The organism is Kitasatospora sp. NPDC056138 (assembly GCF_042264695.1).
Classification (GTDB): Bacteria; Actinomycetota; Actinomycetes; order Streptomycetales; family Streptomycetaceae; genus Kitasatospora.
This window is the reverse complement of record NZ_JBHJVK010000073.1, coordinates 21,221-43,285: the sequence shown is the minus strand read 5'-3', so window position 1 is coordinate 43,285 and position 22,065 is coordinate 21,221. Positions and strand designations below refer to the sequence as shown.

Below are 22,065 nucleotides of genomic sequence, written 5' to 3'. Positions count from 1 at the left end.
GTGCAGGGGCCGGCCCGGCCCCTGCACGGACGGACGCCCCGTGGTTCGGATGGCAGGGCGCGGTGGGCGGCGGGTGAACACCCGGTGGTTTTGGTGCGACGGGTCTGGGCGAGAGCCCCGATGTTCGGTAGAACTGCCCATGGTTGTCGGCGCCGGACGGGTGGAGGACACATGGGAGTTGACCGCAGGGGCTTCTTGAGGGCATCGGTTGCGGCGGCCGCTGCCGGTGCCGTCGCGTGGAGGGCTGCCGTGCCGGAGCTGGCGGCGGCGGCACCGGCTTCGGCGGCGGCCCGGCTCTCGCCCGGCGACTGGATGTCCCGGCTGGGCGACGCCACGCCGCTGTCCCGGCTGACCATCCCGGGCACCCACGACTCCTGCTCGCGCTACGGCGGCGCCCTGACGGAGTGTCAGACCCTTTCCGTCCCGCAGCAGCTGGAGTCGGGCATCCGCTTCCTCGACATCCGCTGCCGGTCGATCGGCGGCTCGTTCGCGATCCACCACGGGCCGGTCTACCAGCAGGTGATGTTCGGGGACGTGCTCGTCGCCTGCGCCGCGTTCCTGGCGGCCCACCCGGGCGAGAGCGTCCTGATGCGGGTGAAGCAGGAGTACTCGCAGGTGAGCGATGCGGACTTCCTCGCGGTCTTCAACGACTATCTCGACAACCGGGGTTGGCGCGGCCTGTTCCACCTGGGCGACAGCCTGCCCACGCTCGGTGCCGCCCGGGGACGGGTGGTGCTGATCTCCGACGTCCCGACCCTCCCGGCCGTCGGCTGGTTCGGCCCCCGACTGGACCTCCAGGACAACTGGACCGTCCCCACGCTCTTCGACCGCCCGCGCAAGTACCAGGACGTGGTCGGCCAGATCGACCGGGCGGCGGCGGCCGGCGGCACCGACGGCCCGCTGTTCGTCAACTTCCTGAGCGGTTCGAGTGCGGGCTGCTTCCCGACCGACTGCGCGTCCTACGTCAACCCGCGGGTGCAGAGCTACCTCGACGGCTTCGCCGCCGGCCACGGCCACCCGCCGCTCGGCGTCCTCGTCATGGACTTCCCCGAACGCCACGCCCCCGCCCTGACCTCGACCCTGCTCGACTGGAACGCGTAGGGCCCCGGTGCGGGCCAGGGAGGACGGGACGCTGCGGTAGCTTTGGCGAGCAAAAATTTCGAACGTCAGTTCATCGGTTGCCGGGGCGTGCTGCCCGCAACCGGTTCGAGGAGGCTCTCGCTTGAGCACCTATCAGCAGATGCCCGGCTGGACACCGGACCGGGCCGGCAGCCGGGCGCCGGTCGGCCATCCGGCGCTGCAGCAGACCGCCGCTCCCCACCTGAGGCAGGGGGAGACGCTGCTCGGTGTGTTCGGTCTCGCGCTGGATCCGCTGCTGCCGCTCTACTTCGACTGGCAGCAGACCAGGAGCGACTGGGCGTGGGCGCCGGTGCGGGTCCTGGTGCGGTTCCTGCGAGCGGTGTGGCGGGGGATCTGGACGTACTTCCTGCCGCGCTGGGTGGTCGAGATCTTCGTCCCCGACCTGCGGTTCCGCCGGCCGTACGGGCTGCGTCCGGAGCGGCGGGCGTACCGCGCGATCAGGCGGCCGTTCCACGGCGGTTCGTGGAGCGGCGGGAAGGAGAGCCTGGCGGGGGCGGTGTGGCGGGCGGTCCGGACCACCCCGGGGGAGAAGGCCCGAGCCGACCACGACGCCTTCACCCTGGTGCTGACCGACCACCGGATGCTGCTGCTGAGCCGGAAGTGGACGTGGGAGAAGCGCGAGCCGTACCAGGCGGCGGCGCTGCTCGAACTGCCCCGCGGTTCGTACGGGCTGCGCCGCGAGGTGCCCAAGTCCTGGTTCACCTACCGGCTGGACGTGGTGTTCGGCGACGGTTCGTGGCTCGCGCTCGACGCCGAGGACGAGGACGTGAAGAAGCAGTTGTCCGCGCTGCTGGGCTGAGACGGCCGGGAACACCCCGGCGGGGGCACCGTGTCGGTCACGGTGTCCCCGCCGGGGTGGTGGTGCCGGAGCCTCAGCCGAAGGCCTGCTCGATCCGGGAGCGGTCGACGCGGTAGGGGCCGGGGTCGCTCTCCAGCCCCAGGTCGTGGGTCACCTCGCCCATCACGGCCTGCTTGTTGACGTCGTCGGTGAGAGCGTCCTTGGCCGCGCCCCAGGCCGCCTGCCCGGCCCGCTTGCCGAGGACCTTGGGGCCGAGGCCCTCACCGGTGTGCACGTCGTCCGGGTCGACCCCGAGGGCCTGGCCGAACTGGTCCTTGGCGTAGTCCGTGACCTTGCCGTCGGCATAGCCGACGGCCTTGCGGGTGGCGTAGTCCTTGAGGCCGTCGCCGACCCCGTCGAGGGACTTGTTGCGCCAGGCGTCCTTGCCCAGCTTGCCGAGGCCCTCGCCGCCCTCCTCGAAGTCCTTGAGGCCCTGGACCGCGGTCTTGACGTTCTTGAGCTCGGTGGCGGCCTTCTTGATGTCCTCCACCTTCCGGACGGCCTTGACCGCGGAGCCCAGGTCCTTGAGGGCCTTGAGGATCTTCTCCAGGTTCTCGGCCAGCTCCGTGGACACCCGCGCGACCCGGGCGACGAAGACCGCGATCTCGGCCTCGCTGATCAGCGCGTCGGCGATGAGGCCGATGCCCGCCGTCAGTACGGCGATCACCGCCTCCGCCGCCAGCGAGACGATCAGCGCCTCGATCGCCTCGCTGATGATCTCGATGATCATGCCCTCGGCGAGCGCGCACTCCTGGGCCGCCGAGTTGATGATCTGCGCGGTCTGGAGCATGCCCTCGGCGGTGGAGTCGAGGGCCTCGACCACCTCGCCCATGTGGCGTCCGAAGGCGTCGGAGGCGGTGCCCTCCCACTGCGCGGACAGCGGCACGACGTTGCCCCGCAGCTGCTCGGCCACGTACTGCACGGCCTTCGCCTGGGCCTGCCACTCCTCGGCGGCGGCGTTCAGCTCGTCGAGGTTGCCGGTGACCTTCTCCAACTCGTCCATCAGGCCGGACTTCTCCAGCGCGTACTGGACCGCCTCGTCCAGCATGCCGCCCAGGCCGTCCCTGGAGGGGTGGGTCGCCGGGGTGAGCTCGGCCGCCGGGGCCGGGTAGTTGTTCCGGGCCCAGGTGTAGGCCGAGCTCCCGGACGAGGTCAGGCCCGCCCCGCCGTACGGGCTGGGGGTGCCGGGCGCCAGCGGGTACGCGCCGGTCGTCGCGCCGACCCGGCCGACCGCCGCGCCGACCCCGGCGCCCACCACGCCGCCCATCGCAGCGCCCACCGAGCCGATGGACCCGCCGGCGGAGCCGGAGCCGGACTCCGAGCCGCTGCCGGGCGAGCCCTCTGGGGCACCCTCGGAACCGTCGTCGGGCTTGCCGAAGATCGCCTCTTTGGCCTTGTCCACGGCGAAGGTGCCGAGCGCCTCGGAGCCCTTCTCCTTGACGGTCTCGCCCGTCTTGCGCGCGAAGCCCTTGAACCAGCCCTCGTCCGGCTCGCCGACCGACGGGTCGTCACCCTCGGGCTCGCCCCCGCTGCCCGGCTCGTGACCCGGGGTCTGGCCGGAGCCGGAGCCGGGTGTGTGGCCGCCGGGGGTGTGACCACCGGGTGTGTGGCCGCCCGAGCCGGAGCCGTCGTCCGCCGGGGGGCGGCCGTGCTGCCCGCCGGTGACCGGCCCGGTGGGCGGGGTGGGGCCGCTGGGGTGGGGGGCCGGCTGGTGGCCGTGGTCCGGGGCGTGGGAGGGCGCGGGCGAGGGCGACGTCGTGTGGCCGGAGCCGTGGGACGACGAGCCGTGCGACCCTCCGTGGGAGCCCGAGCCGTGGGACGACGAACGGGTGCTCACTGTCCGCCCCCGAGCGTGGTGCTGACGGCCTGATCGTGCTCGGCGTAGTTCTGTGCCGCGTGGGTGAGCCCGGCCGCGGTCCCGGTCAGGGCCTCCATGAGATCCGAGAGGTTCTGCCGACTCGCGTCGGCGTGCTCCCGGTAGGTCTGCGCCAGGTTCTGGGCGTTGGGCAGGTGCCCGAACGCGTCGGGGGAGACGGTGATACCGGAGATCGCCATCTGGGCCCGTGCGAGCTGTTCCTGTTGCTCGGTGGTCGTCGACGCATACCGACCGAGAGCTTCGGGCTGAACCCGAAACCCGGTGTCCCCCATGGTTTTGGCCTTTCCTGCGAAGCAGCGATGAGCGGCTCATCCTACTTATGCGGTGTTGACGTACCCGCCCCGGTACGGCCCCCGAACACGGCTTTCCGGCGGCCCGGCGGACGGTCGTCCGGCGTCCGGGCCGGCCGGGTAAAGAGTTCCTCTCACGGTCCTCTCGCGGGCCGTCGTGGCGCGGATCCGGGGGCCGGTCCGGTCCGCCCGCCGAGCCCGCCCGGACCACGGGTTTTGCAGCCGCCCGCCGGTTTCCCCGGCCCGGCCGGCCGCCCGCCGGGGCGCTCCCCGCCCGGCCGCTCCCTCCGTTCATGGCGGAACCGGGGAGATCCCGACGGCGTCCGTCCGGACTATGCACAAGATCGTGAATGTTGATCGGGTGATCCGGATGTGACGGGCACGGCCACGCGCCACCGTTGCCTCGCCGGACGGGAGCGGGCTCACCGGGAACGGTCGCCGGTGACGAGCCCCGCTGCGAGTCGGTGGTGACTGCCACTCCTCGTCGCCCGGCTCGTCCGGGCGGCGCACGAGGCCCGTGAGCGGCGCCGGATGAGCCCCGAGCGCGGCGACGCAGCACCGACGGTCATTCGCTCCGCACCCGGACGACCCTCCTCCGTGCTGCTCCGGGACGACACGGGACACCTTCCCGAGGGGCTCCGTCGGACCGGCTTCCCGCCCGGGTTCTGCCGCCGAGCGGACCGAGATCGAAAGTTCATCAGAAAAAAGCGTTATCCGGGCCAGGCCAGCTGATCTCCCAGATGTCGGCAGAAGCAGCAGTACTCGACCGAGAGCCGACGGGGAGACAGACATGGGACGTAGAGGAGCGGCGCACAGCCGCCGGAAGCGCCGGACGCTGCTGGTCACCGCAGCGACGGTGACGGCCGGGCTCGTTGCCGGTGCCATCGCCTTCGGTACCGGCGGCGGCGACGGGACGCTGACGGCGACTTCCGACGAGGTACTGAGCCAGACCGTCGCGGTCCAGGCGGCCGCGCCCACTCCGGCCTCGACACCGTTGCACCAGGAGGCCCCGGCACCGATCCACTCGATACCCAAGAGCGACCCGGACCGGGGCATGGTCTACACCGGCCTGACCCCGGCCGCCCAGGACGACCGCTGCGTGGGGGTCTACAAGGTGTCCGCGGCGGACCTGTGCACACACGGTCCGGACGTGGCGCCCAAGGGAGTCGACGTCGCGAAGGCCGTGCCACCGGTGGTGGCGGCCGCACCCGCGCCGGATCTGAAGGGCGGCAGTGACGTCGCCGCGCCGTCCTCGACCGATCTGCTGACGGGCACGCCCCCGGTCCTGGACGCCCAGACCGGTACCGTGCTCGGCGGTTCGCCCGCCGCCGCGCCCACGACCGCGGCTGCGGCGGCAGCGCCGGCCGCCGGTACGGCCGCGGCTCCGGCGGCCGGCACGGCGGTGGTCTGCGACGGCGACGGGAGCACCGGCAACCGGGTCCAGGTGCTGTACGTCCACGCCCCCGGCCAGGACCGCTTCGGCCAGTACCAGGCGTCGTTCAAGAAGTGGGCCGCGGACAGCGACGAGATCTACAACGCCAGCGCCGCCGAGACCGGGGGCGTGCGCCACATCCGGTACGTCACCGAGCCCGACTGCACGGTGTCGGTGCTGGACGTCGAGCTGTCCGCCGACGCCCTCAAGGAGTTCGGCTCGACCAACGACGCGCTGGCGGCCCAGGGCTTCAAGCGCCACGACCGCAAGTACATGATCTTCGCCGACGCGAACGTCTACTGCGGGATCGGCACCTTCAACGGTGACGAGCGGCCGGGCCAGGACAACACCAGCAACTTCGGCCCCTCGTACGGCCGGACGGACTCCGGCTGCTGGAGCGGCTCCACGGCCGCGCACGAGCTCGGCCACAACCTCGGCGCGGTCAACAACAGCGCCCCGCACAGCAGCAAGGCCGGGCACTGCACCGACGAGTGGGACCTGATGTGCTACTCGGACGCGCCGTACTACCCGCAGATGCAGATCCGCTGCCCGAACCGTGACCAGGACGAGCGGCTCGACTGCAACCACGACGACTACTTCAACACCAGCCCGGAGCCGGGCAGCTACCTCACCACGCACTGGAACATCGCCAACAACCAGTTCCTGATCGCGGGCGGCGGCACCGGACCGAACCCCAACCCGAGCCCCAGCCCGACCCTCAAGCCGACCGGCAGGCCGACCCCGACCGCCACGCCGACGCCCTCGCCGACCCCGACCACCGGACCGACCGGCCAGCTCGTGACGGTCGGCCAGATCACCCAGAACTCGGCCTCGCTGAGCTGGCCGCAGGCCGCCTCCGCATCGGGCTACGACCTCTGGGTGAACGGGCGCGCCCTCGGCACCGTCCGCGGTACGGTCGTCCGGCTGACCAACCTCCGCCCGGACACCGACTACAAGGTCGCGATCGCCGTACGTGACCAGAGCGGCCACGCCGGCAAGCCCGGCCGGGCGACCGCCTTCCACACCCTCTCCGCGGGCGGCAGCACCCTGCCGACCGGCAAGCCGTACGTGATGGTCAACAGCCTGACCGGCCAGGCGGCCGATCTGTGGGGCGGCTCGTTCAACGACGGGACCGTGCTCATCGGCTACCAGCGCACCGGCTACGCCAACCAGCAGTGGCTGTTCGACGACGCCGGTACGGGCGACGGGTACGTGCGGATCCGCTCGGCGGAGACCGACAAGTGCCTCCAGGTGGGCGGGGACCTCGACCCCGGCCAGTGGGTCGCCCAGCAGTCCTGCGGCAAGGACGCGGCGCAGCAGTGGAAGGTGACGGCGAAGGACAGCGGTTACCTGCTCACGCCGAAGGGGTCGGACCTGGTGCTCGGCCTCAGCAAGCGCTGGTACTACGGCGGTTGGCTGCTGGAGCTGCAGAAGCCCGACGGCCAGGCCTACCAGAACTGGACCGTCCAGGCCGCTTCCTGAGCCGCCTGCAACGGTCAGCGGCGGGGACGGAGCCTTCCGTCCCCGCCGCTCCATTTCCCTTTTCGGCACCGGGAGGAACCTTGCCGACGTCCCATCGCCCCACTGCCGTCACGGCCGCTCTCGCAGCCGTTGCCGCGGCGGCCGCACTGCTGTTCTGCGGAGCCGTGCTGCTGGCCACCTCGAGTCCCGCCGCCGCACACGGCGACTCCATCAGCCTTCGGATCTCGGGCCGGGCGGACGGCCACCCGGTGGTGGTGGCCAGTTGGGAGAACGACGGCGATCCGGTCACCGAGCCCGTCGCCGGCACGCTCAGCGGGGTTGCGTCGGACGGACGTTCGGTCGGGCCGTGGCGCCTGACGGCCGTCCCGGGTGCCGAGGCCACCTACACCACCGACCGGGCGCTGCCGGCCGGCAGCTGGCAGGTCACGGTCGAGGCGGGGTTCCCGTCGCTCGGCCGCGGTGAGGCCTCCCTGACCGTCACGGCCGTCGCCGACCCGTCGGCGGGCGCGGGTCCGGCGGCCGGGGCATCCGTGCGCCCGCCCTCGGCGGGACCGGTCGCGCCGACGGCTCCGCCGGCCGGGACCGCCTCGCCGTCCGCAGCCGGCGGTTCCGCGAACCCGCCCTCCTCCCACAGTGGTTCGGGCGGCTGGACGACGGGGATCGCGATCGTCGTCGCGCTGCTCGCCATCGTGATCCTCGCCCTGGTGGTGCGGCTGCGCCGCCGTCTCGCAGGCCGGAGCTGACCGCAGGACACCGCGGGCGCCTTCGGCGGGCGTCCCGGCGGGTGCTTCAGCGGGCCGCGAAGGTCGGCAGTCTCGCCACGCTGTCGGCCACGGCGGCGAATCCGTAGTCGAGCATCTCCCGCTCGTACCGCTCCACCGCGGGCAGCAGTTCGGCCTCGCCGCGGTGGACCGCGGTGAGCATCCGGCAGAGCAGCGCGGCGTCCCGGAAGGCGGTGTTGGCGCCCTGGCCGCCGCTGGGCGGCATGACGTGGACGGCGTCGCCGAGCAGGGTGACCGGGCGGGTGCCCCAGTGCGGCACGGGCCTGGCGTGGCCGATGGTCAGGGGCGTGCTGTTGACCACGTCGGACTGCCGGACCAGGTCGAGAAGGTCGGGGTGCCAGCCGTCGAGGAGGTCGAGCAGCACGTCACGGGTGGCCGCCCAGTCGCCCGGTACCAGCCGGGTGTTGTCGGGCAGGAGCATGGCCCAGCGCAGGTAGCTGCTGGTCCGGGGAAGGACGACGTCGGGCGCCAGCTCGGCGGCTGCGAGGTGCGGCGGGCGGCGGAAGTCCATCCTGCCGAGCAGGATGTTCGCTTCCGGGCCGCGCACCAGGGTGCCGAATCCCGGCACCAGGGCGGCGAACCGCTCGGTCAGCGGGGTGCGTCCCAGAACCCCGCCACCGCCGACGGTCACCACCTCGGCGTGGGGCAGGAGTTGGCGCCGCACGGGGGAGCTGACGCCGTCCGCGCCGACCAGCAGGTCGCCCTCGGCGGTGCTGCCGTCGGCGAAGACGGCGCGTACGGTGCCGTCGGCGAGTTCGGTGTACTCCACCAGGCGCTTGCCGAACTCGACCCGTTCGCCGAGGCCGGACAGCAGCAGGTGGCGCAGCACGTGCCGGTCGGTGGCCATGCCCCCGTGCACCGGGTCGAGTCGGGCGAGCTCGGCGAGGTGGTGGTCCACCACCCGCCGCTCGCCGCCGAGCTCCCCGGTGCTGGCCTCCAGCAGCGGGTGCAGCCGGGGCGGCAGGCACTCCAGCAGGCCCGCCAGGCCGGGGCCGCCGAGCCCGATGCGGAACCCCTGGTAGCGGCTGTCCACGGAGGCTTCCCGCTCGTGGACCCGGACGTCGATGCCTGCCCGGAGTAGTCCCTGCGCCAGGCAGAGTCCTCCGATGCCGGCCCCGATCACCAGTACCCGCATGGTGTTCCCCCTTCACCTGAACACTGTTCAACCTGAACGATGTTCAAGTTACTTGGTCGCTGTTCAAGTGGCAAGATGCGGCAACGGAGAAGAGTGGGCCGAGGAAGGGGAGACCATGCCGCTGCGGCAGAACGACGTGCTCCGGGGGGCGATGGAGCTGCTCGACGAGGTCGGTCTCGACGAGCTCACCACGCGCCGTCTGGCGGACCGGCTCGGCGTCCGGGTGGGCGCGCTCTACTGGCACTACCCCAGCAAGGCGGCGCTCCTGGACGCCCTCGCGGAGCAGATCATCGCCGAGGCACTCGCGGGATGGGAGCCGGTGGCGGCCGAATGGGACGACCGGCTGCGGGAGTTGGCGGGCCGGGCGCGCGCGGCGATGCTGGCGCACCGGGACGGCGCCAGGCTGACGGCCTCGTTCGTCGAGCCACCGCCCTCGGGGGTGGTCTACATGCGCACGCTGATCGAGGTCCTGCGCACGGCGGGTGCGACCGAGCAGGGTGCGGCGGCCGGTGCGGACACGGTCACCAGCTTCGTCAACGGCTACACCCTGGAGGAGCAGGCCCGGAAGGTGGGCAGGGATTCGCCGGAGCAGCGCGACGCGCTCTTCGGGATCGAGCTCGGCATCGTCGTCAGCGGCATCCGCGCCGAACTTCTGCACCGCTGAGCGGGGCGCGGCTGTGGGCTGACGGTACGTCGGAACGCTGACCTGCCGCGTCCGGAGATCGTCTTCAAGTCGCCCTGATCACTGGGGACTTCGGCCTTTCGCGCCTCTGTACGCGGGCGCTGCGCTGTGGTGACATGGACGCGCCAAACCTCGTGCAACCCGAGATCCACGGAAGATCGGAAGGGAATGCCATGGGAGTACGCCTGCTCGCCGTCAGCGGTGTCGCCGCATCGCTGCTCGGCTCGTCACTGTTCGGCTCGTCGGTCTCCAGCGCCAGCTGGTCGACCACGCCGCCGCCGGACAAGATCGTCATCGACGTGGCGACGGTGAACGGCTCCGGCTGTCCGGCCGGGACGGCCGCCATCGCGGTGTCGCCCGACAACACGGCGTTCACGGTAACGTACAGCAACTATCTGGCGCAGGTGGGCGTCGGCTCCAAGCCGACCGACTTCCGCAAGAACTGCCAGCTCAATCTGGACGTGCACGTCCCCCAGGGCTTCACCTACGCCATCGCCGCCGCCGACTACCGGGGCTTCGCCCACCTGGAACCGGGCGCGACTGGCACCGAGAAGGCGAACTACTACTTCCAGGGATCACCCCAGACCTCCTCGCTCACCCACCAGTTCAAGGGCAGGCTCGACGACAGCTGGCAGGCGACCGACACCGTCGACGTCGCCGCCCTCGTCTACGCACCCTGCGGAGAGGAACGCAACTTCAACATCAACACCGAACTGCGGGTGAGCGCCGGCACTTCGGACCCGTCCAGGACCACCAGCTTCATGACCATGGACTCCACCGACGGCAGCATCAACACCGTCTACCACCTCGCCTGGAAGCAGTGCCCCTGAACCTGCGGAGCGCCCGTCCCTCCCCGCGCCGGGAAGGGACGGGCGCTCCCGTGCGTCGACGAGCCGGAGCGCCGCGCAGCCCCGGCTGCCCGTGACACCGCCGTGGGAGGATCCCTTCGCAGCGTGCGCCGCCTCCGGCCGTGGAAGGTGACCATGTACGCGATATCCCTGGGCGACGACGGCGCCGAGCTGCGCCCGCTCGAACCGTGGCAGGCCGAGGAGTAGCCCAGCATCGCCGTGGCCCGGCGGCTCGGCATGACGAAGGACGGCGTGCTGCGGGGGAGTCACCCGTACCGGGGGAAGCGGCACGACGAGGAGGTCTGGTCGGTGCTCGCGCCCGAGTGGCGGGCGGCCGGGCACGCGTCCTGAGAGGGGCCGGCCGGCGGACCGTGTCCCGGTGAGCCTGCGCCCCGGGCGAGATTTCCCGGCCTGCGACGAACTGCGCCGGCCTGCCGGTGCGTCCGGAGTTGTGACCGTTGCCGTACCCCGACCCCGTCCCCGACCCCGTCCCCGACCCCGTCCACGGGGACTCCTGACCGAGCGAGTCCCTGGACCGAACCACCGTCCCGTCCACCGAGGAACACCGATGACCGCACCCCTCTCCCGGCAGATCCGTGCCGCTCACGACGGCCGGGGCCTGACCGTCTACCAGGCGTACCCGGCCCCGATCGCCGAAGCCGCTCTCGGAGCGGGCACCTTCGTGCCCCCGTTCAAGCGCGAGCGGATGACCTGGATCAAGCCGTCCTTCCGCTGGATGATGTACCGGTCCGGCTGGGGCACCAAGCCCGGACAGGAGAGGGTGCTGGCCGTCCGCATCAGCCGGGAAGGTTTCGAGTGGGCCCTCGCCCACGCCTGTCTGAGCCACTACGACCGCGACCGCCACGCCTCCGCCGAGGCCTGGAAGGCCGAACTGGCCGCCAGCCCCGTGCGCATCCAGTGGGATCCCGAGCGCGCCACCGACCTGAGCCCACTGTCCCACCGGGCCATCCAGATCGGCCTGTCCGGCGAGGCCGTCGACCGTTACGTCGACGAGTGGATCCTCGGGCTCACCGATGTCACCGACCTGGCCCACGAGGCCCACGCCCTGGTGCGCGCGGGCCGGCCGGAGGCAGCCGACGCCAGGATCCCCGTCGAGACGCCGTACCCCCTGCCCACCGACCTCGCCGCGCGGATCGCCGCCACCACCACCGCAGCCTGAACCACTCGGGCCCACCCCGGCCCCGCGGCCCGGTCGCGACCGACCCCGATGTCGACCGGGTTGTGGGGGCTGCCCTGCCGAACGCTGCGGCGGGGCTCGTGCGGAGAGGTGCGCAAGGGCGACGCGTTGAGACCCCGCCAAGGGATGCTGACGGGGTCTCTTGGAAGCGGTGCAGCTGCAGTAGCGTCGAAGTCTGCTCGGGTGATCTCGGGCTCGAGCTACTGGTTTTCTGCTACGAGTTCAGGCGTGTTGCCCGAACGATCTCTCCGGGTCGGCGGGCCGGCTGGCATGGAGGTCCTCGGGCCGCTGCTCGCCGGGCTGGCTGCCCAGGACCTCGGTGGTGGCGCTGCGGCCCATCCGTTCGAGCCGGGCGTGGATGGCGTCCAGGCCGAGGAGGCGTTCGCCGTGAGTTGTGTGGTGTTCGGCGCGTTCGGCGACCATGCGTGTGACGGCGGCGCGCGAGGCCGCCAACTGCGCTTGGCGGGTGGCAAGTTCCGCCTCTTGGTCGGCGAGGATGTCGGCGAGACCGATGTCGGGACTCACCGCGCGCATCTGCCCGGGTCGTTCGGCGGAGACCCGGACGAGGGTGAGTCGGCTCAGCTCGTCGAGGTGGTCGTGCACCTGGACGGGGGTCAGGCCGCAGTGCGTGGCGATCTCGTCCACGCCGTATGCGGGATGGTCAAGCATGGCCTGGTGCACCGCAGTCGCACCGGCCGTCAGTCCCAGTACTTCCAGCATTGCATCCACCCGGATCATCGGCCGCGTTCCGCTGGCTGGCCGGTCGCATTCAAACAGCCGTGCGGCGCTCCACTCAAGATCCAATTCGGGCTATTCGTGGCGCTATGGGTGGCAATGGTGGGGTGAGTCGTGTGTCACGCCGCCCGGGCTATGACGTGTCCACGACACTATGTCCGGATCCCGTCAGGCCGATTGGCGACATCCGAAAGGTCTTCCGATGGTGTCGGCGAGCGGGCGAAGCTATTGATCGCCGCCAGGGAAACAGCCCCAAACGGCAGCCGACCGGAGCGTCAACCGCGGGACGCCCAGGTCGGCCCACCGCTCCCATCAGTAGAGAAGGCCCTCAGTCGTGATCCGTACCCGTCTCGCCCAGTCCGCCGCGGTCGCCGTCGTATCCCTCGGCGCGCTCCTCCTCACCCCCTTCGTCGCCCAAGCGGCCACCGGCGCGACGACGCCTGTCTCGGCCGTCACCGCGTCCGACAAGAGCCTCGGTTGGGGCGGTGTCTCCTCCGACAGCCTTGGCTGGGGCGGCTGAACGCGATGGAGATCGTCTACGCCAGCCTGAGGCGCCGCCACCCCGGTGAGGCGACGGAGACCAACGAGGCGGCCGAAGCCGTGGACGCCCTGTGGGCACACGCCGACCCCAGCGACGGACTCCAGCACGCCAGCGCACAGTCCGCCCCCGACCGGATCGACCTCCTGCTCTACATGCTCAGCCGGGACCGGTCCGACCAGCCCGACGCCGTCCACCGCGCCCACAGCCTGATCTACCGCAGCCACCGGACCTCGCCCCTGCTCCGCCGCTGCTACCTGCCCCCGGAGCCACAGCCCGTGGACCACGCCACCCGCTGACCACGGCGCCCGCCCTCCGGTAGAGGCACCCACCGCCCGCCGGACCCCGGTCCGCCCGCCATCCGTACCGTCCGCGCTGCTTGCGCCGCCCCCGCCGACGGGTCATCGGAGCAGCACGTCCTGGCGTGCCCGCATACCCGGCTTGGGACATGAGCCACCGCCAGTCCACTGAACAGCCCACACCCGGCAGCGCTTCACCATGCCCACATCCGTCCGCCTGACCGATCAGGAGATCCTCTAGTGGCCACCAAGGCATCGATCCCCGTCCGCAGCGCCTCCGCCACGGCGCCGGTCGGCGCCACCCTGTCTCCGTCCAGTCCCCGCCGCAGGTTCACTTCCGCTCGTACCGCACTCGCCGTCGGCGTGGCGGTGGGTTCGCTTGCGCTCGGGGCGGCGGGGTCGGCCCAGGCCGCCTCGGTGGCGACCTGGGAGAAGGTCGCGCAGTGCGAGAGCACGAACAACTGGAGCATCAACACCCACAACGGCTTCTACGGCGGCTTGCAGATATCGCTCTACAACTGGCGCTACTACGGTGGCACCGCCTACGCGTCGCGGCCCGACCTGGCGACCGAGAGGCAGCAGATCCTGATCGCCGAAAAGCTCCTCGCCGACCAGGGCGCCGGCGCCTGGACCTGCTCGCCCGGCACCGGCCTGGCCACGGACCACAGCAACCCCTACCCCGACCCCGCCCCGACCCCGGCGCCGCCGGCGAAGAACAACCGGGTGATCGAGGCGGTCGAGGGCGGCGCGCTGCACGAGGTCTACACCGACAACTCCGGTACCTGGCACGACAATGCCGTCCCGGGTGTCCCGGGCGGGATCGACGCCGTCGCGTTCGCGTACAACGCGTCCGGCCAGCGGGTGGTCGAGGCCGTCGAGGGCGGCACCCTGCACGAGATCTACACCGACGCCGCCGGGAACTGGTACGACAACGCGGTCCCCGGTGTCGGAGGCGGCATCAGCGCGCTCGGATTCGCCTACAACCCCTCCGGTCAGCGCGTTATCGAGGCCGTCGAGAACGGCACCCTGCACGAGATCTACACCGACACCGCCGGCGCCTGGCACGACAACGCCGTCCCCGGCGTCGGAGACGGCATCAGCGCCGTATCCGTCCAGGTCAAGCCCGACAGCACCCGCGTCATCGAGGCCGTCGAGAACGGCACCCTGCACGAGATCTACAGCGACACGACCGGCACCTGGCACGACAACGCGGTCCCCGGTGTCGGAGGCGGCATCAGCGCGCTCGGATTCGCCTACAACCCCTCCGGCCAGCGCGTCATCGAGGCCGTCGAGAACGGCACCCTGCACGAGATCTACACCGACACCGCCGGCACCTGGCACGACAACGCGGTCCCCGGTGTCGGAGGCGGCATCAGCGCCGTATCCGTCCAGGTCAAGCCCGACAGCACCCGCGTCATCGAGGCCGTCGAGAACGGCACGCTGCACGAGATCTACAGCGACACGACCGGCACCTGGTACGACAACGCGATCCCCGGCCAGGCCGGCAGCGCCACGGCCCTCTCGTTCAACCTGGCCTGACGCCCGCGCGGCACCGCGCAGCCAGGCCCCAGAACGTCATCAACGCCCCTACCTCTAAGAGGACTTCACCATGCCCAAGTACGCCTCACGCCGTCTCCTCGCCACCGCCGTCGCCGCCGGCACGATGGTGCCCGCCCTGATGCTCGGCGCCCAGTCCGCCTCCGCCAGTGTGGGCTCGACGATCGTCGGCATCGCTGCAGCCAACATCGGCAGTGGAGCCTGTGACACCAACAGCGCGGGCGGCACCGGCTTCTACTCCAGTTGCAGCGGCGGCCCGGAGAACTGGTGCGCGGACTTCGCCAAGTGGGTCTGGGCGCAGGACGGAGTGGACGTCACCGGGCTGACCCCCGCGGCCGGCAGCTTCGGCCGCTACAACGGCGGCCTGCACAGCACCCCGCACGTCGGCGACGCCGTGCTCTTCAACTACAACGGGTCCGACTACGCCGACCACGTCGCCATCGTCACGGCCGTCAACAGTGACGGCACGATCAACGACATCGGCGGCAACCAGGGCGGTGTGCACGGCAACTGGGCCGCGACCTCGCACGTCACGGTCAACTCCCACTTCAACGGTGCGGTCGGCAGTTACCTCGGGGGGCAGAGGATCAGCGGCTACGCCTCGCCGATCGGCGGCCGGGACGCCTCCACCCCGCCGCCGCCGCCGGCGCCGCCGGTCAAGAACAACCGGGTGATCGAGACCGTCGAGGGCGGCGCGCTGCACGAGGTCTACACCGACGCCGCGGGCTGGCACGACAACGCCGTCCCTGGCATCCCGGGCAACATCAACGCCCTCGGCTTCTCGTACGACTCGACGGGTGCTCGCGTGGTCGAGGCCGCCGAGGACGGCGTGCTGCACGAGATCTACACCGACCCGACCGGCGCGTGGCACGACAACGCCGTTCCCGGCGTCGGAGGCGGCATCAGCGCGCTCGCCTTCTCCTACAACCCGCAGGGCAACCGCGTGATCGAGGCGGTGGAGAACGGCACGCTGCACGAGATCTACTCCGACGCGGCCGGCGACTGGCACGACAACGCCGTTCCCGGCGTCGGCACCGGGATCACCGCGCTCGCCTTCTCCTACAACCCGCAGGGCAACCGCGTGATCGAGGCGGTGGAGAACGGCGCGCTGCACGAGATCTACTCCGACGCCGCCGGGAACTGGTACGACAACGCCGTTCCCGGCGTCGGAGGCGGCATCACCGCGCTCGCCTTCTCCTACAACGCGACCGGCCAGCGGGTGATCGAGGCCTCCGAGGGCGGCGTGCTGCACGAGATCTACTCCGACGCCGCCGGCAACTGGCACGACAACGCCGTCCCCGGCGTCGGAGACGGCATCAGTGCGCTCGCCCTGCGCGTCAAGGCAGACGGCAGCCGGGTGATCGAGGCCGTCGAGAACGGCACGCTGCACGAGATCTACAACGACGCGGCCGGCACCTGGTACGACAACGCGATCCCCGGCCAGGCCGGCAGCGCCACGGCCCTCTCGCTCGACCTGCGCAGCTGATACTCGGCCAGCGAACCCATGTGCCCGGTACGGACGTCCGTACCGGGCACGCGGCGCTAGGTAACCCCCACGGCCCCTGCCCCGCCCTGCCGGTCTCTCGCCGGCGGGGCGGGGCTCGGTCGTTCCGGGGCGGTGGTGGTCGCTGCGGCGGTGCCTCCGACGTCCTGTTCTGTATGTTCCTACAAAGGATGAAAGCCGTGGCTGTCCGTCCTTTGTCGAGATCATCAAGGTAGGTGGCCGAACTGGCTTTCTACCTGTGCTTACGCAAGCATTGACGGTTGGGTGCAGGGAGCCCAGTGCGTCCGGTCAGCCCCGACCCAGTCCGCACCCCAGGTGTATCTACGACCCGCCGGAGACCTCTCTCATGCGCTTCCTGAACGACCTCAAGCCCGCGTACGACCTCACGTACGACGACGTCTTCATGGTCCCCAGCCGCTCCGCGGTGGGCTCCCGGCAGGGCGTCGACCTCTCCTCGAACGACGGGACGGGCACGACGATCCCGCTCGTCGTCGCCAACATGACCGCGATCGCCGGCCGCCGGATGGCCGAGACCGTGGCCCGCCGCGGTGGTCTGGTGGCCATCCCGCAGGACATCCCGACCGAGGTCATCGCCGAGGTGATCGGCTGGGTCAAGCAGCGTCACCTGGTGCACGACACCGCGCTCACCCTCGCCCCCGGCGACACCGTCGCGGACGCCCTCTCCCTGCTCCCCAAGCGCGCGCACAACGCGCTGGTCGTGGTCGAGGACGGCAAGCCGGTCGGCGTCGTGACCGAGGGCGACTGCCAGGGCGTGGACCGCTTCACCAGCCTCTCCGAGGTGATGTCCCGTGACCTGCTGCTGCTGGACGAGGGCATCGACCCGCGCGCGGCGTTCGACCGGCTGAACGAGGGGCACCGCAAGCTGGCGCCGGTCGTGGACGCCGAGGGCCGCCTGGTCGGCATCCTGACCCGCAAGAACGCGCTGCGCGCCACCCTCTACACCCCGGCCGTCGACGCCGACAACAAGCTGCGGATCGCCGCCACCGTCGGTATCAACGGCGATGTGGCCGGCAAGGCCAAGGCGCTGATCGAGGCCGGCGCGGACGTGCTCGTGGTGGACACCGCGCACGGCCACCAGGAGACGATGATCAACGCGCTGCGCGCGGTGCGCGGGCTCGACCCGCAGATCCCGATCGTGGCGGGCAACGTGGTCTCCGCCGCCGGTGTCCGCGACCTGGTCGAGGCCGGTGCGGACATCCTCAAGGTCGGTGTCGGCCCGGGCGCGATGTGCACCACCCGGATGATGACTGGTGTCGGCCGCCCGCAGTTCTCGGCCGTGCTGGAGTGCGCCGCCGAGGCCCGCCGCCTGGGCAAGCACGTCTGGGCCGACGGTGGCGTCCGCCACCCGCGTGACGTCGCCATGGCGCTCGCCGCCGGTGCGTCCAACGTGATGATCGGCTCCTGGTTCGCCGGGACCCTGGAGTCCCCCGGCGACCTGCAGACCACCGCCGACGGCCGCCAGTACAAGGAGAGCTTCGGTATGGCCTCCGCGCGCGCCGTCACCAACCGGACCTCCCGCGAGTCGGCCTACGACCGCGCCCGCAAGGGCCTGTTCGAGGAGGGCATCTCGCACTCGCGGATGTTCATCGACCCGGCCCGTCCGGGTGTGGAGGACCTGATCGACTCGATCGTGGCGGGCGTGCGCAGCTCCTGCACCTACGCGGGCGCCAACAGCCTGGAGGAGTTCCACGAGAAGGCGATCGTGGGCGTCCAGAGCGCGGCCGGCTACGCCGAGGGCAAGCCGCTGCACTCCAGCTGGGCGTGACTTCCCGGCGCCCCCCGGCCGGTCCGGGCGGGCCGAGGTAGCGCCGCAGCCGTACGCCGGCCGGTCTCCGCAGTGCGCGGAGGCCGGCCGACGGCATGTGGCGGCAGCCAGGTTCGGCAGCGCCCGCTCGGCGCGACCTGCTCGGCGCGACCTGCTCGGCTCAGCCCGTTCGGCGCGACCTGCTCGGCGCGACCTGCTCGGCTCAGCCCGTTCGGCGCGACCTGCTCGGCGTGGCCCGTTCGGCTCAGTCCGTTCGGCTCGGCCCGCTCAGCGGGGTCAGCAGAGCCCGGCTGACCATGCCGACCGACCCCGAGAGCGCAGCCGTGACCGCCTCGTACGCGTGCGGCGCGTTCCGCAGCTCCCAGAGGCCGAGGACACTGGCCCAGGCCGCGTCCCGGGCGCGGTCGATGCTCCAGACACCGACCACGTGCATCAGCGGGTCGGCGATCCGCAGCGCCTCGCGACCGGGCAGGAGCTCCTCCCGGACCTGCGCCTCGACCAGGGCCAGCAGGTCGTTGACGCGGTGGTAGTCGGCCTCGGCCTGCCGGGGTTCCAGCCCGAGGGTCAGGCAGCAGTCCAGTACCGACAGCGGCAGGTCGTGCTCGATGTGGGCGTTCATCCCGGCCAGGGCGAACTGGAGCGGGTGGACCCGGGGGTTCCCGCGCAGTTCGAACAGCGGGCGCCAGCAGGCGTCCGTCGGTCCGCCGGAGCCGTCGGTGTCGACGGCGGAGAGGTAGCGGGCGGCGAAGACGGCGTCCAGCCGGGCCATGCCGGCGGGATCGTCGAAGTAGGCGGCCGCCAGCCGCTCCCTGAGCAGCTCGGTCACCGTCAGGTACATCCCGTTGAAGACCTCGACGCCGTCTCCCCGGGGGAGCGTCGCGGCCAGACCGCGCATGCGGTCGAGGACCTGGTCGACCGTCAGGACATCGGTGGTGGTCATCGTGTTCCTCCGCCCTCCGCCCTCCGCCGTTCGCGTCGCGCACGGTGTCGCCCGCGTGTCACCTCGGGTGCTGCCCGGGGAGTTGCCCGCCGCGTGGCCGGCGCGCCCCTGCCCCGGGTGGGTCCACGCCCGTGCCCACCCTGCCAGGCGTCCGGCGCGCGCGGAATCCGCCGACCGGGCTACCAGCTCGGCCGGTCATAGGCATCGATGGGGGCGCGTGCCTCGTCGAACAGGGCCGGGCCGTCCTGCGCCACCGTCGGCCACTCGCCCGACTGCGGGTTGAGTCCGACGAGTTGGCCGGTGGAGAGCGCGTACACGACCCGGCCGATACCGGAGCGGACGATGCCGCCGGCGCACATGCCGCACGGCTGGCAGCTGGTGTACATGGTGGTGCCCGCGGCCGTCTCCGGGTCGAGTTCGCGGGCCGCCCAGCGGGCCAGTTTCAGTTCCGGGTGGGCGGTGATGTCGTTGTCGCGCCGCACCGTGTTGTGGGCCTCGGCGAGGACCTCGCCGTCCGGGCCGGCCAGCAGGGAGCCGTACGGGGCGTCGCCCAGGGTGACGGCGTGGGCCGCGATGCCGATGGCACGCCGCAGGAGAGTCTCGTCGGCAGTGGTGATCACGATGGTGTCCTCCGGTGTGTGGCCACGGCGGTGAGCGCCTGCCAGGCCGTATCGGGCCGACGGGTCTCCTCCGGGTCTCCGTGGTAGGGGTCGAGTACGACGGTGTCGGCGCCGAGCAGGCGGAGCTGGTCGAGATCGTCGAGGACCTGCTCGATGGTGCCGACGCCGGCCGGCCGTTCGGGTCCGTCGACCACGGTCGTGGTCAGCCGCAGGGCGATACGGGGTGCGAAGGCCGGCAGCGAGTGGTCCGTCAGGACCGAGCGCATCCGGCCCAGCGGGAGCCGCAACGGGTGCCAGGCGTCGCCGAACCTGACGGTGCGTCGGATCGCCGCGTCGCTGTGGCCGCCGACCCAGACGGGTACCGGGGCGGCGCCGGGCCCGGCCTCCGAGCGCCAGGCGTCCCGCAGGGTGCCCAGGTACTCGTCGGTCAGCCTGCCGCGCGCGGTGAACGGCACGCCGAGCGCGTCGAACTCCTGACGTGCCCAGCCGACCCCAACCCCGAGGACGAACCGGCCGCCGCTGAGCCGGTTGAGGCTGGTGGCCATGCGTGCCACCAGTAGCGGGTTCCGGTAGGGCAGTACGAGCACGGTCGTGCCCAGCCGCAGACCGGTGGTGATCCCGGCCAGCCAGGACAGCGTGGTGAACGGGTCGTAGAACGGCTCCGGGTACCGCGCGGCCACGTCCGGGGTCACGGCCACGTGGTCCGACACCATGAGGAGGTCGAAGCCGAGTCCCTCCACCGTCCGTGCCCACTCGCGCAGTACGCCGGGATCGGTCCCCGGCCCGAAGTTCGGTACGTTGACGCCAAGTTGCATGGACCGAGACTATCCCCGCGATCATGGAGCATGGAACCGAATCCTCCCGGTGCAGGCCGCATTCTCCCGTGGTTCTCCCGGTAGAATCGCGGAATGGCCGCGAATCTTGACGAAATCGACTGGGCGATCATCGAGCAGCTGCAGCGGGAGGCTCGCATCTCCCTCAGCGAGTTGGGGCGGCGGGTGAACCTCAGCTCGTCGGCCACCACGGAACGGGTGCGGAACCTGGAGTCGCTGGGCGTCATCACCGGCTACCACGCGGTGGTGGACCTGGCCGGGGTCGGCTATCCCGTGCTCGCCGTGGTCCGGTTGAAGTACCCCGGCAACCGCCACCAGCCGTTGCGCCGGCTGCTCGCCGAGCGGCGGGAGATCCTGGAGTGCCTGCGCACCACCGGCGACGACTGCTACACCCTGAAGGTGGCAGCGACATCCATGGGGCACCTGGAGGCGCTCGTGGACGAGCTGGCCGGCTTCGGCAGCACGACCACGAGCGTCGTCTACAGCCAGACACTGCCCTATCGCGGACCCGGCCGGCCCTGATCCGCCGCGATCTTCCCTGACCTGCTGCGACCGGCCCTGACCTGCCGGCTTTCCCCGACCTGCCGCGACCGGCCCTGACCCGCCGCCGGAACGCCCGATGCGCTGCCGATGCGCTGCCGGTGCGCCGCCGGTGTGCCGCCGGGAGGCCGGAACGCTGCCGGCCGCAGTCGCCCTAGGTCCAACGGCGCAGCCGGGTCGGCATCCGAAGACCGATCCGCGCAGGACCGGCGCGGAGGGACAGTCGGGCCATGAACACCGACAGCAATCGTGACAGCAGCCGCCACCGTCCCGCCGCGAACGTCGCCGTGATCACCGGGGCCTCCCGGGGGCTCGGCCTGGAACTGGCCCGCGCGCTCGCCGGGGATGGGCTGCGGCTGGTGGTCACGGCCCGCAATCCTGACGAACTCGCCTCGGCGGAAGCCGAGTTGAAAGGTATGACGGAGACGGTCGGACTCGCTGGGTCGGTCGTCGACGACGGCCACCGGGCCCGGATCGCCGAGGCGGCTGCCGCACTCGGGGGCGCCGGCCTCCTGATCAACAACGCCTCCACCCTCACCGGCTACGACCTCGACGGCGCGGCCATGCCCGCACTCGCCGACTTCCCGCTGCCCGGCCTGCTGGAGACCTTCGAGGTGAACGTCCTCGGCCCGATCGCGCTCACCCAGCTCCTGCTGCCGCAACTGCGCGCCCGGCGCGGCGCCGTCGTCAACCTCAGCTCGGACGCGGCCGTCGAGGCGTACCCGGGCTGGGGTGGCTACGGTGCGAGCAAGGCGGCGCTGGACCACGCCTCGGCCGTGCTCGCCGCCGAGGAGCCCGAGCTGCGGGTCTGGTCCGTCGACCCGGGCGACATGCGCACCCGGATGCACCAGGAGGCCTTCCCCGGCGAGGACATCTCCGACCGTCCGCTGCCCGCCGCCGTCGTCCCCGCCTTCCGTGCGCTGCTCGGCCGCCGCCCCGCCTCCGGCCGCTACCGGGCGGCCGAACTGCTCGGCACCACCGTCGAGCCGACCGGCACCGCGGGGGAGTGA

General features: G+C 71.8%; 21 protein-coding genes and 1 pseudogene. 15 read left to right on the top strand and 7 right to left on the bottom strand.

Translation table 11 applies throughout. From position 1 onward, the window contains the following. Positions 1–249: 249 nt before the first annotated feature. A complete protein-coding gene (locus ACFC1R_RS32030; RefSeq protein ID WP_375944642.1) occupies positions 250–1,101 on the top strand; it encodes a phosphatidylinositol-specific phospholipase C in 852 nt (283 codons plus the stop codon). A gap of 121 nt (positions 1,102–1,222) precedes the next feature. After that, complete coding sequence (locus ACFC1R_RS32025) at positions 1,223–1,939, top strand: hypothetical protein (protein ID WP_375944640.1); 717 nt, start codon at positions 1,223–1,225, stop codon at positions 1,937–1,939. A 73-nt stretch (positions 1,940–2,012) separates the two neighbouring features. Here the strand turns inward: ACFC1R_RS32025 and ACFC1R_RS32020 are convergent, their stop codons facing one another. Next, positions 2,013–3,815 carry a WXG100 family type VII secretion target gene (locus ACFC1R_RS32020; RefSeq protein ID WP_375944638.1) on the bottom strand — a complete coding sequence of 601 codons (1,803 nt, stop codon included), beginning with the start codon at positions 3,813–3,815 and terminating at the stop codon, positions 2,013–2,015. Beyond that, complete coding sequence (locus ACFC1R_RS32015) at positions 3,812–4,126, bottom strand: type VII secretion target (protein WP_375944636.1); 315 nt, start codon at positions 4,124–4,126, stop codon at positions 3,812–3,814. The genes ACFC1R_RS32020 and ACFC1R_RS32015 overlap by 4 nt, the downstream gene beginning before the upstream one ends. A gap of 808 nt (positions 4,127–4,934) precedes the next feature. On the opposite strand from ACFC1R_RS32015, the gene ACFC1R_RS32010 reads away from it, so the two are divergent. Both ACFC1R_RS32010 and ACFC1R_RS32005 read left to right on the top strand, forming a co-directional pair. Continuing rightward, positions 4,935–7,058, top strand: a complete 2,124-nt coding sequence (locus ACFC1R_RS32010) for an RICIN domain-containing protein (protein WP_375944634.1) — start codon at positions 4,935–4,937, stop codon at positions 7,056–7,058. Between the two features lie 80 nt (positions 7,059–7,138). After that, on the top strand, positions 7,139–7,801 hold the full coding sequence (locus tag ACFC1R_RS32005; protein WP_375944632.1) for a hypothetical protein: 663 nt from the start codon (positions 7,139–7,141) through the stop codon (positions 7,799–7,801). A 46-nt stretch (positions 7,802–7,847) separates the two neighbouring features. Here the strand turns inward: ACFC1R_RS32005 and ACFC1R_RS32000 are convergent, their stop codons facing one another. Further along, on the bottom strand, positions 7,848–8,975 hold the full coding sequence (locus ACFC1R_RS32000) for an FAD-dependent oxidoreductase (RefSeq protein WP_375944630.1): 1,128 nt from the start codon (positions 8,973–8,975) through the stop codon (positions 7,848–7,850). Between the two features lie 115 nt (positions 8,976–9,090). On the opposite strand from ACFC1R_RS32000, the gene ACFC1R_RS31995 reads away from it, so the two are divergent. From ACFC1R_RS31995 to ACFC1R_RS31980, 4 genes and pseudogenes are all read left to right on the top strand, one after another. Next, positions 9,091–9,639, top strand: a complete 549-nt coding sequence (locus tag ACFC1R_RS31995) for a TetR/AcrR family transcriptional regulator C-terminal domain-containing protein (RefSeq protein ID WP_375944628.1) — start codon at positions 9,091–9,093, stop codon at positions 9,637–9,639. A gap of 191 nt (positions 9,640–9,830) precedes the next feature. Next, the gene (locus tag ACFC1R_RS31990; protein ID WP_375944626.1) at positions 9,831–10,487 is read left to right on the top strand and encodes a DUF4360 domain-containing protein; all 657 of its coding nucleotides are present in this window, start codon (positions 9,831–9,833) and stop codon (positions 10,485–10,487) included. A 225-nt stretch (positions 10,488–10,712) separates the two neighbouring features. Beyond that, positions 10,713–10,856: pseudogene (locus ACFC1R_RS31985) on the top strand (GNAT family N-acetyltransferase); the annotation flags it as partial. A 217-nt stretch (positions 10,857–11,073) separates the two neighbouring features. Then, positions 11,074–11,685: a DUF4291 domain-containing protein gene (locus tag ACFC1R_RS31980; protein WP_375944624.1), complete on the top strand. Its 612-nt coding sequence runs from the start codon at positions 11,074–11,076 to the stop codon at positions 11,683–11,685. 240 nt (positions 11,686–11,925) lie between these two features. Here the strand turns inward: ACFC1R_RS31980 and ACFC1R_RS31975 are convergent, their stop codons facing one another. After that, positions 11,926–12,423: a hypothetical protein gene (locus ACFC1R_RS31975; protein WP_375944622.1), complete on the bottom strand. Its 498-nt coding sequence runs from the start codon at positions 12,421–12,423 to the stop codon at positions 11,926–11,928. A 349-nt stretch (positions 12,424–12,772) separates the two neighbouring features. On the opposite strand from ACFC1R_RS31975, the gene ACFC1R_RS31970 reads away from it, so the two are divergent. The 5 genes from ACFC1R_RS31970 (at position 12,773) to ACFC1R_RS31950 (ending at position 18,122) form a co-directional block, all read left to right on the top strand. Next, positions 12,773–12,958, top strand: coding sequence for a hypothetical protein (locus ACFC1R_RS31970; RefSeq protein ID WP_375944620.1), 186 nt, complete (start codon positions 12,773–12,775; stop codon positions 12,956–12,958). A gap of 5 nt (positions 12,959–12,963) precedes the next feature. Next, positions 12,964–13,275: a hypothetical protein gene (locus tag ACFC1R_RS31965; protein ID WP_375944618.1), complete on the top strand. Its 312-nt coding sequence runs from the start codon at positions 12,964–12,966 to the stop codon at positions 13,273–13,275. A gap of 240 nt (positions 13,276–13,515) precedes the next feature. Further along, positions 13,516–14,814 carry a transglycosylase family protein gene (locus ACFC1R_RS31960; RefSeq protein ID WP_375944616.1) on the top strand — a complete coding sequence of 433 codons (1,299 nt, stop codon included), beginning with the start codon at positions 13,516–13,518 and terminating at the stop codon, positions 14,812–14,814. 70 nt (positions 14,815–14,884) lie between these two features. Beyond that, positions 14,885–16,318 carry a CHAP domain-containing protein gene (locus ACFC1R_RS31955; protein WP_375944614.1) on the top strand — a complete coding sequence of 478 codons (1,434 nt, stop codon included), beginning with the start codon at positions 14,885–14,887 and terminating at the stop codon, positions 16,316–16,318. Between the two features lie 364 nt (positions 16,319–16,682). Continuing rightward, positions 16,683–18,122 (top strand): GuaB1 family IMP dehydrogenase-related protein, encoded by a 1,440-nt coding sequence (locus ACFC1R_RS31950; protein WP_375944612.1) that lies wholly within the window; start codon positions 16,683–16,685, stop codon positions 18,120–18,122. 244 nt (positions 18,123–18,366) lie between these two features. Here ACFC1R_RS31950 and ACFC1R_RS31945 read toward each other — a convergent pair whose 3' ends face one another. The 3 genes from ACFC1R_RS31945 to ACFC1R_RS31935 all read right to left on the bottom strand — a co-directional run bounded on the left by ACFC1R_RS31945 (position 18,367) and on the right by ACFC1R_RS31935 (position 20,497). Beyond that, entirely contained in the window at positions 18,367–19,062 is a 696-nt protein-coding gene (locus ACFC1R_RS31945) for a DUF5995 family protein (RefSeq protein WP_375944610.1), read from the bottom strand. 179 nt (positions 19,063–19,241) lie between these two features. Next, positions 19,242–19,682, bottom strand: a complete 441-nt coding sequence (locus tag ACFC1R_RS31940; RefSeq protein WP_375944608.1) for a nucleoside deaminase — start codon at positions 19,680–19,682, stop codon at positions 19,242–19,244. After that, positions 19,679–20,497: a TIGR03619 family F420-dependent LLM class oxidoreductase gene (locus ACFC1R_RS31935; protein ID WP_375944606.1), complete on the bottom strand. Its 819-nt coding sequence runs from the start codon at positions 20,495–20,497 to the stop codon at positions 19,679–19,681. The genes ACFC1R_RS31940 and ACFC1R_RS31935 overlap by 4 nt, the downstream gene beginning before the upstream one ends. A 93-nt stretch (positions 20,498–20,590) precedes the next feature. Between ACFC1R_RS31935 and ACFC1R_RS31930 the strand changes: the two genes are divergently transcribed. Continuing rightward, complete coding sequence (locus tag ACFC1R_RS31930; protein ID WP_375944604.1) at positions 20,591–21,037, top strand: Lrp/AsnC family transcriptional regulator; 447 nt, start codon at positions 20,591–20,593, stop codon at positions 21,035–21,037. A 248-nt stretch (positions 21,038–21,285) separates the two neighbouring features. Beyond that, positions 21,286–22,065 (top strand): SDR family NAD(P)-dependent oxidoreductase, encoded by a 780-nt coding sequence (locus ACFC1R_RS31925; protein ID WP_375944602.1) that lies wholly within the window; start codon positions 21,286–21,288, stop codon positions 22,063–22,065.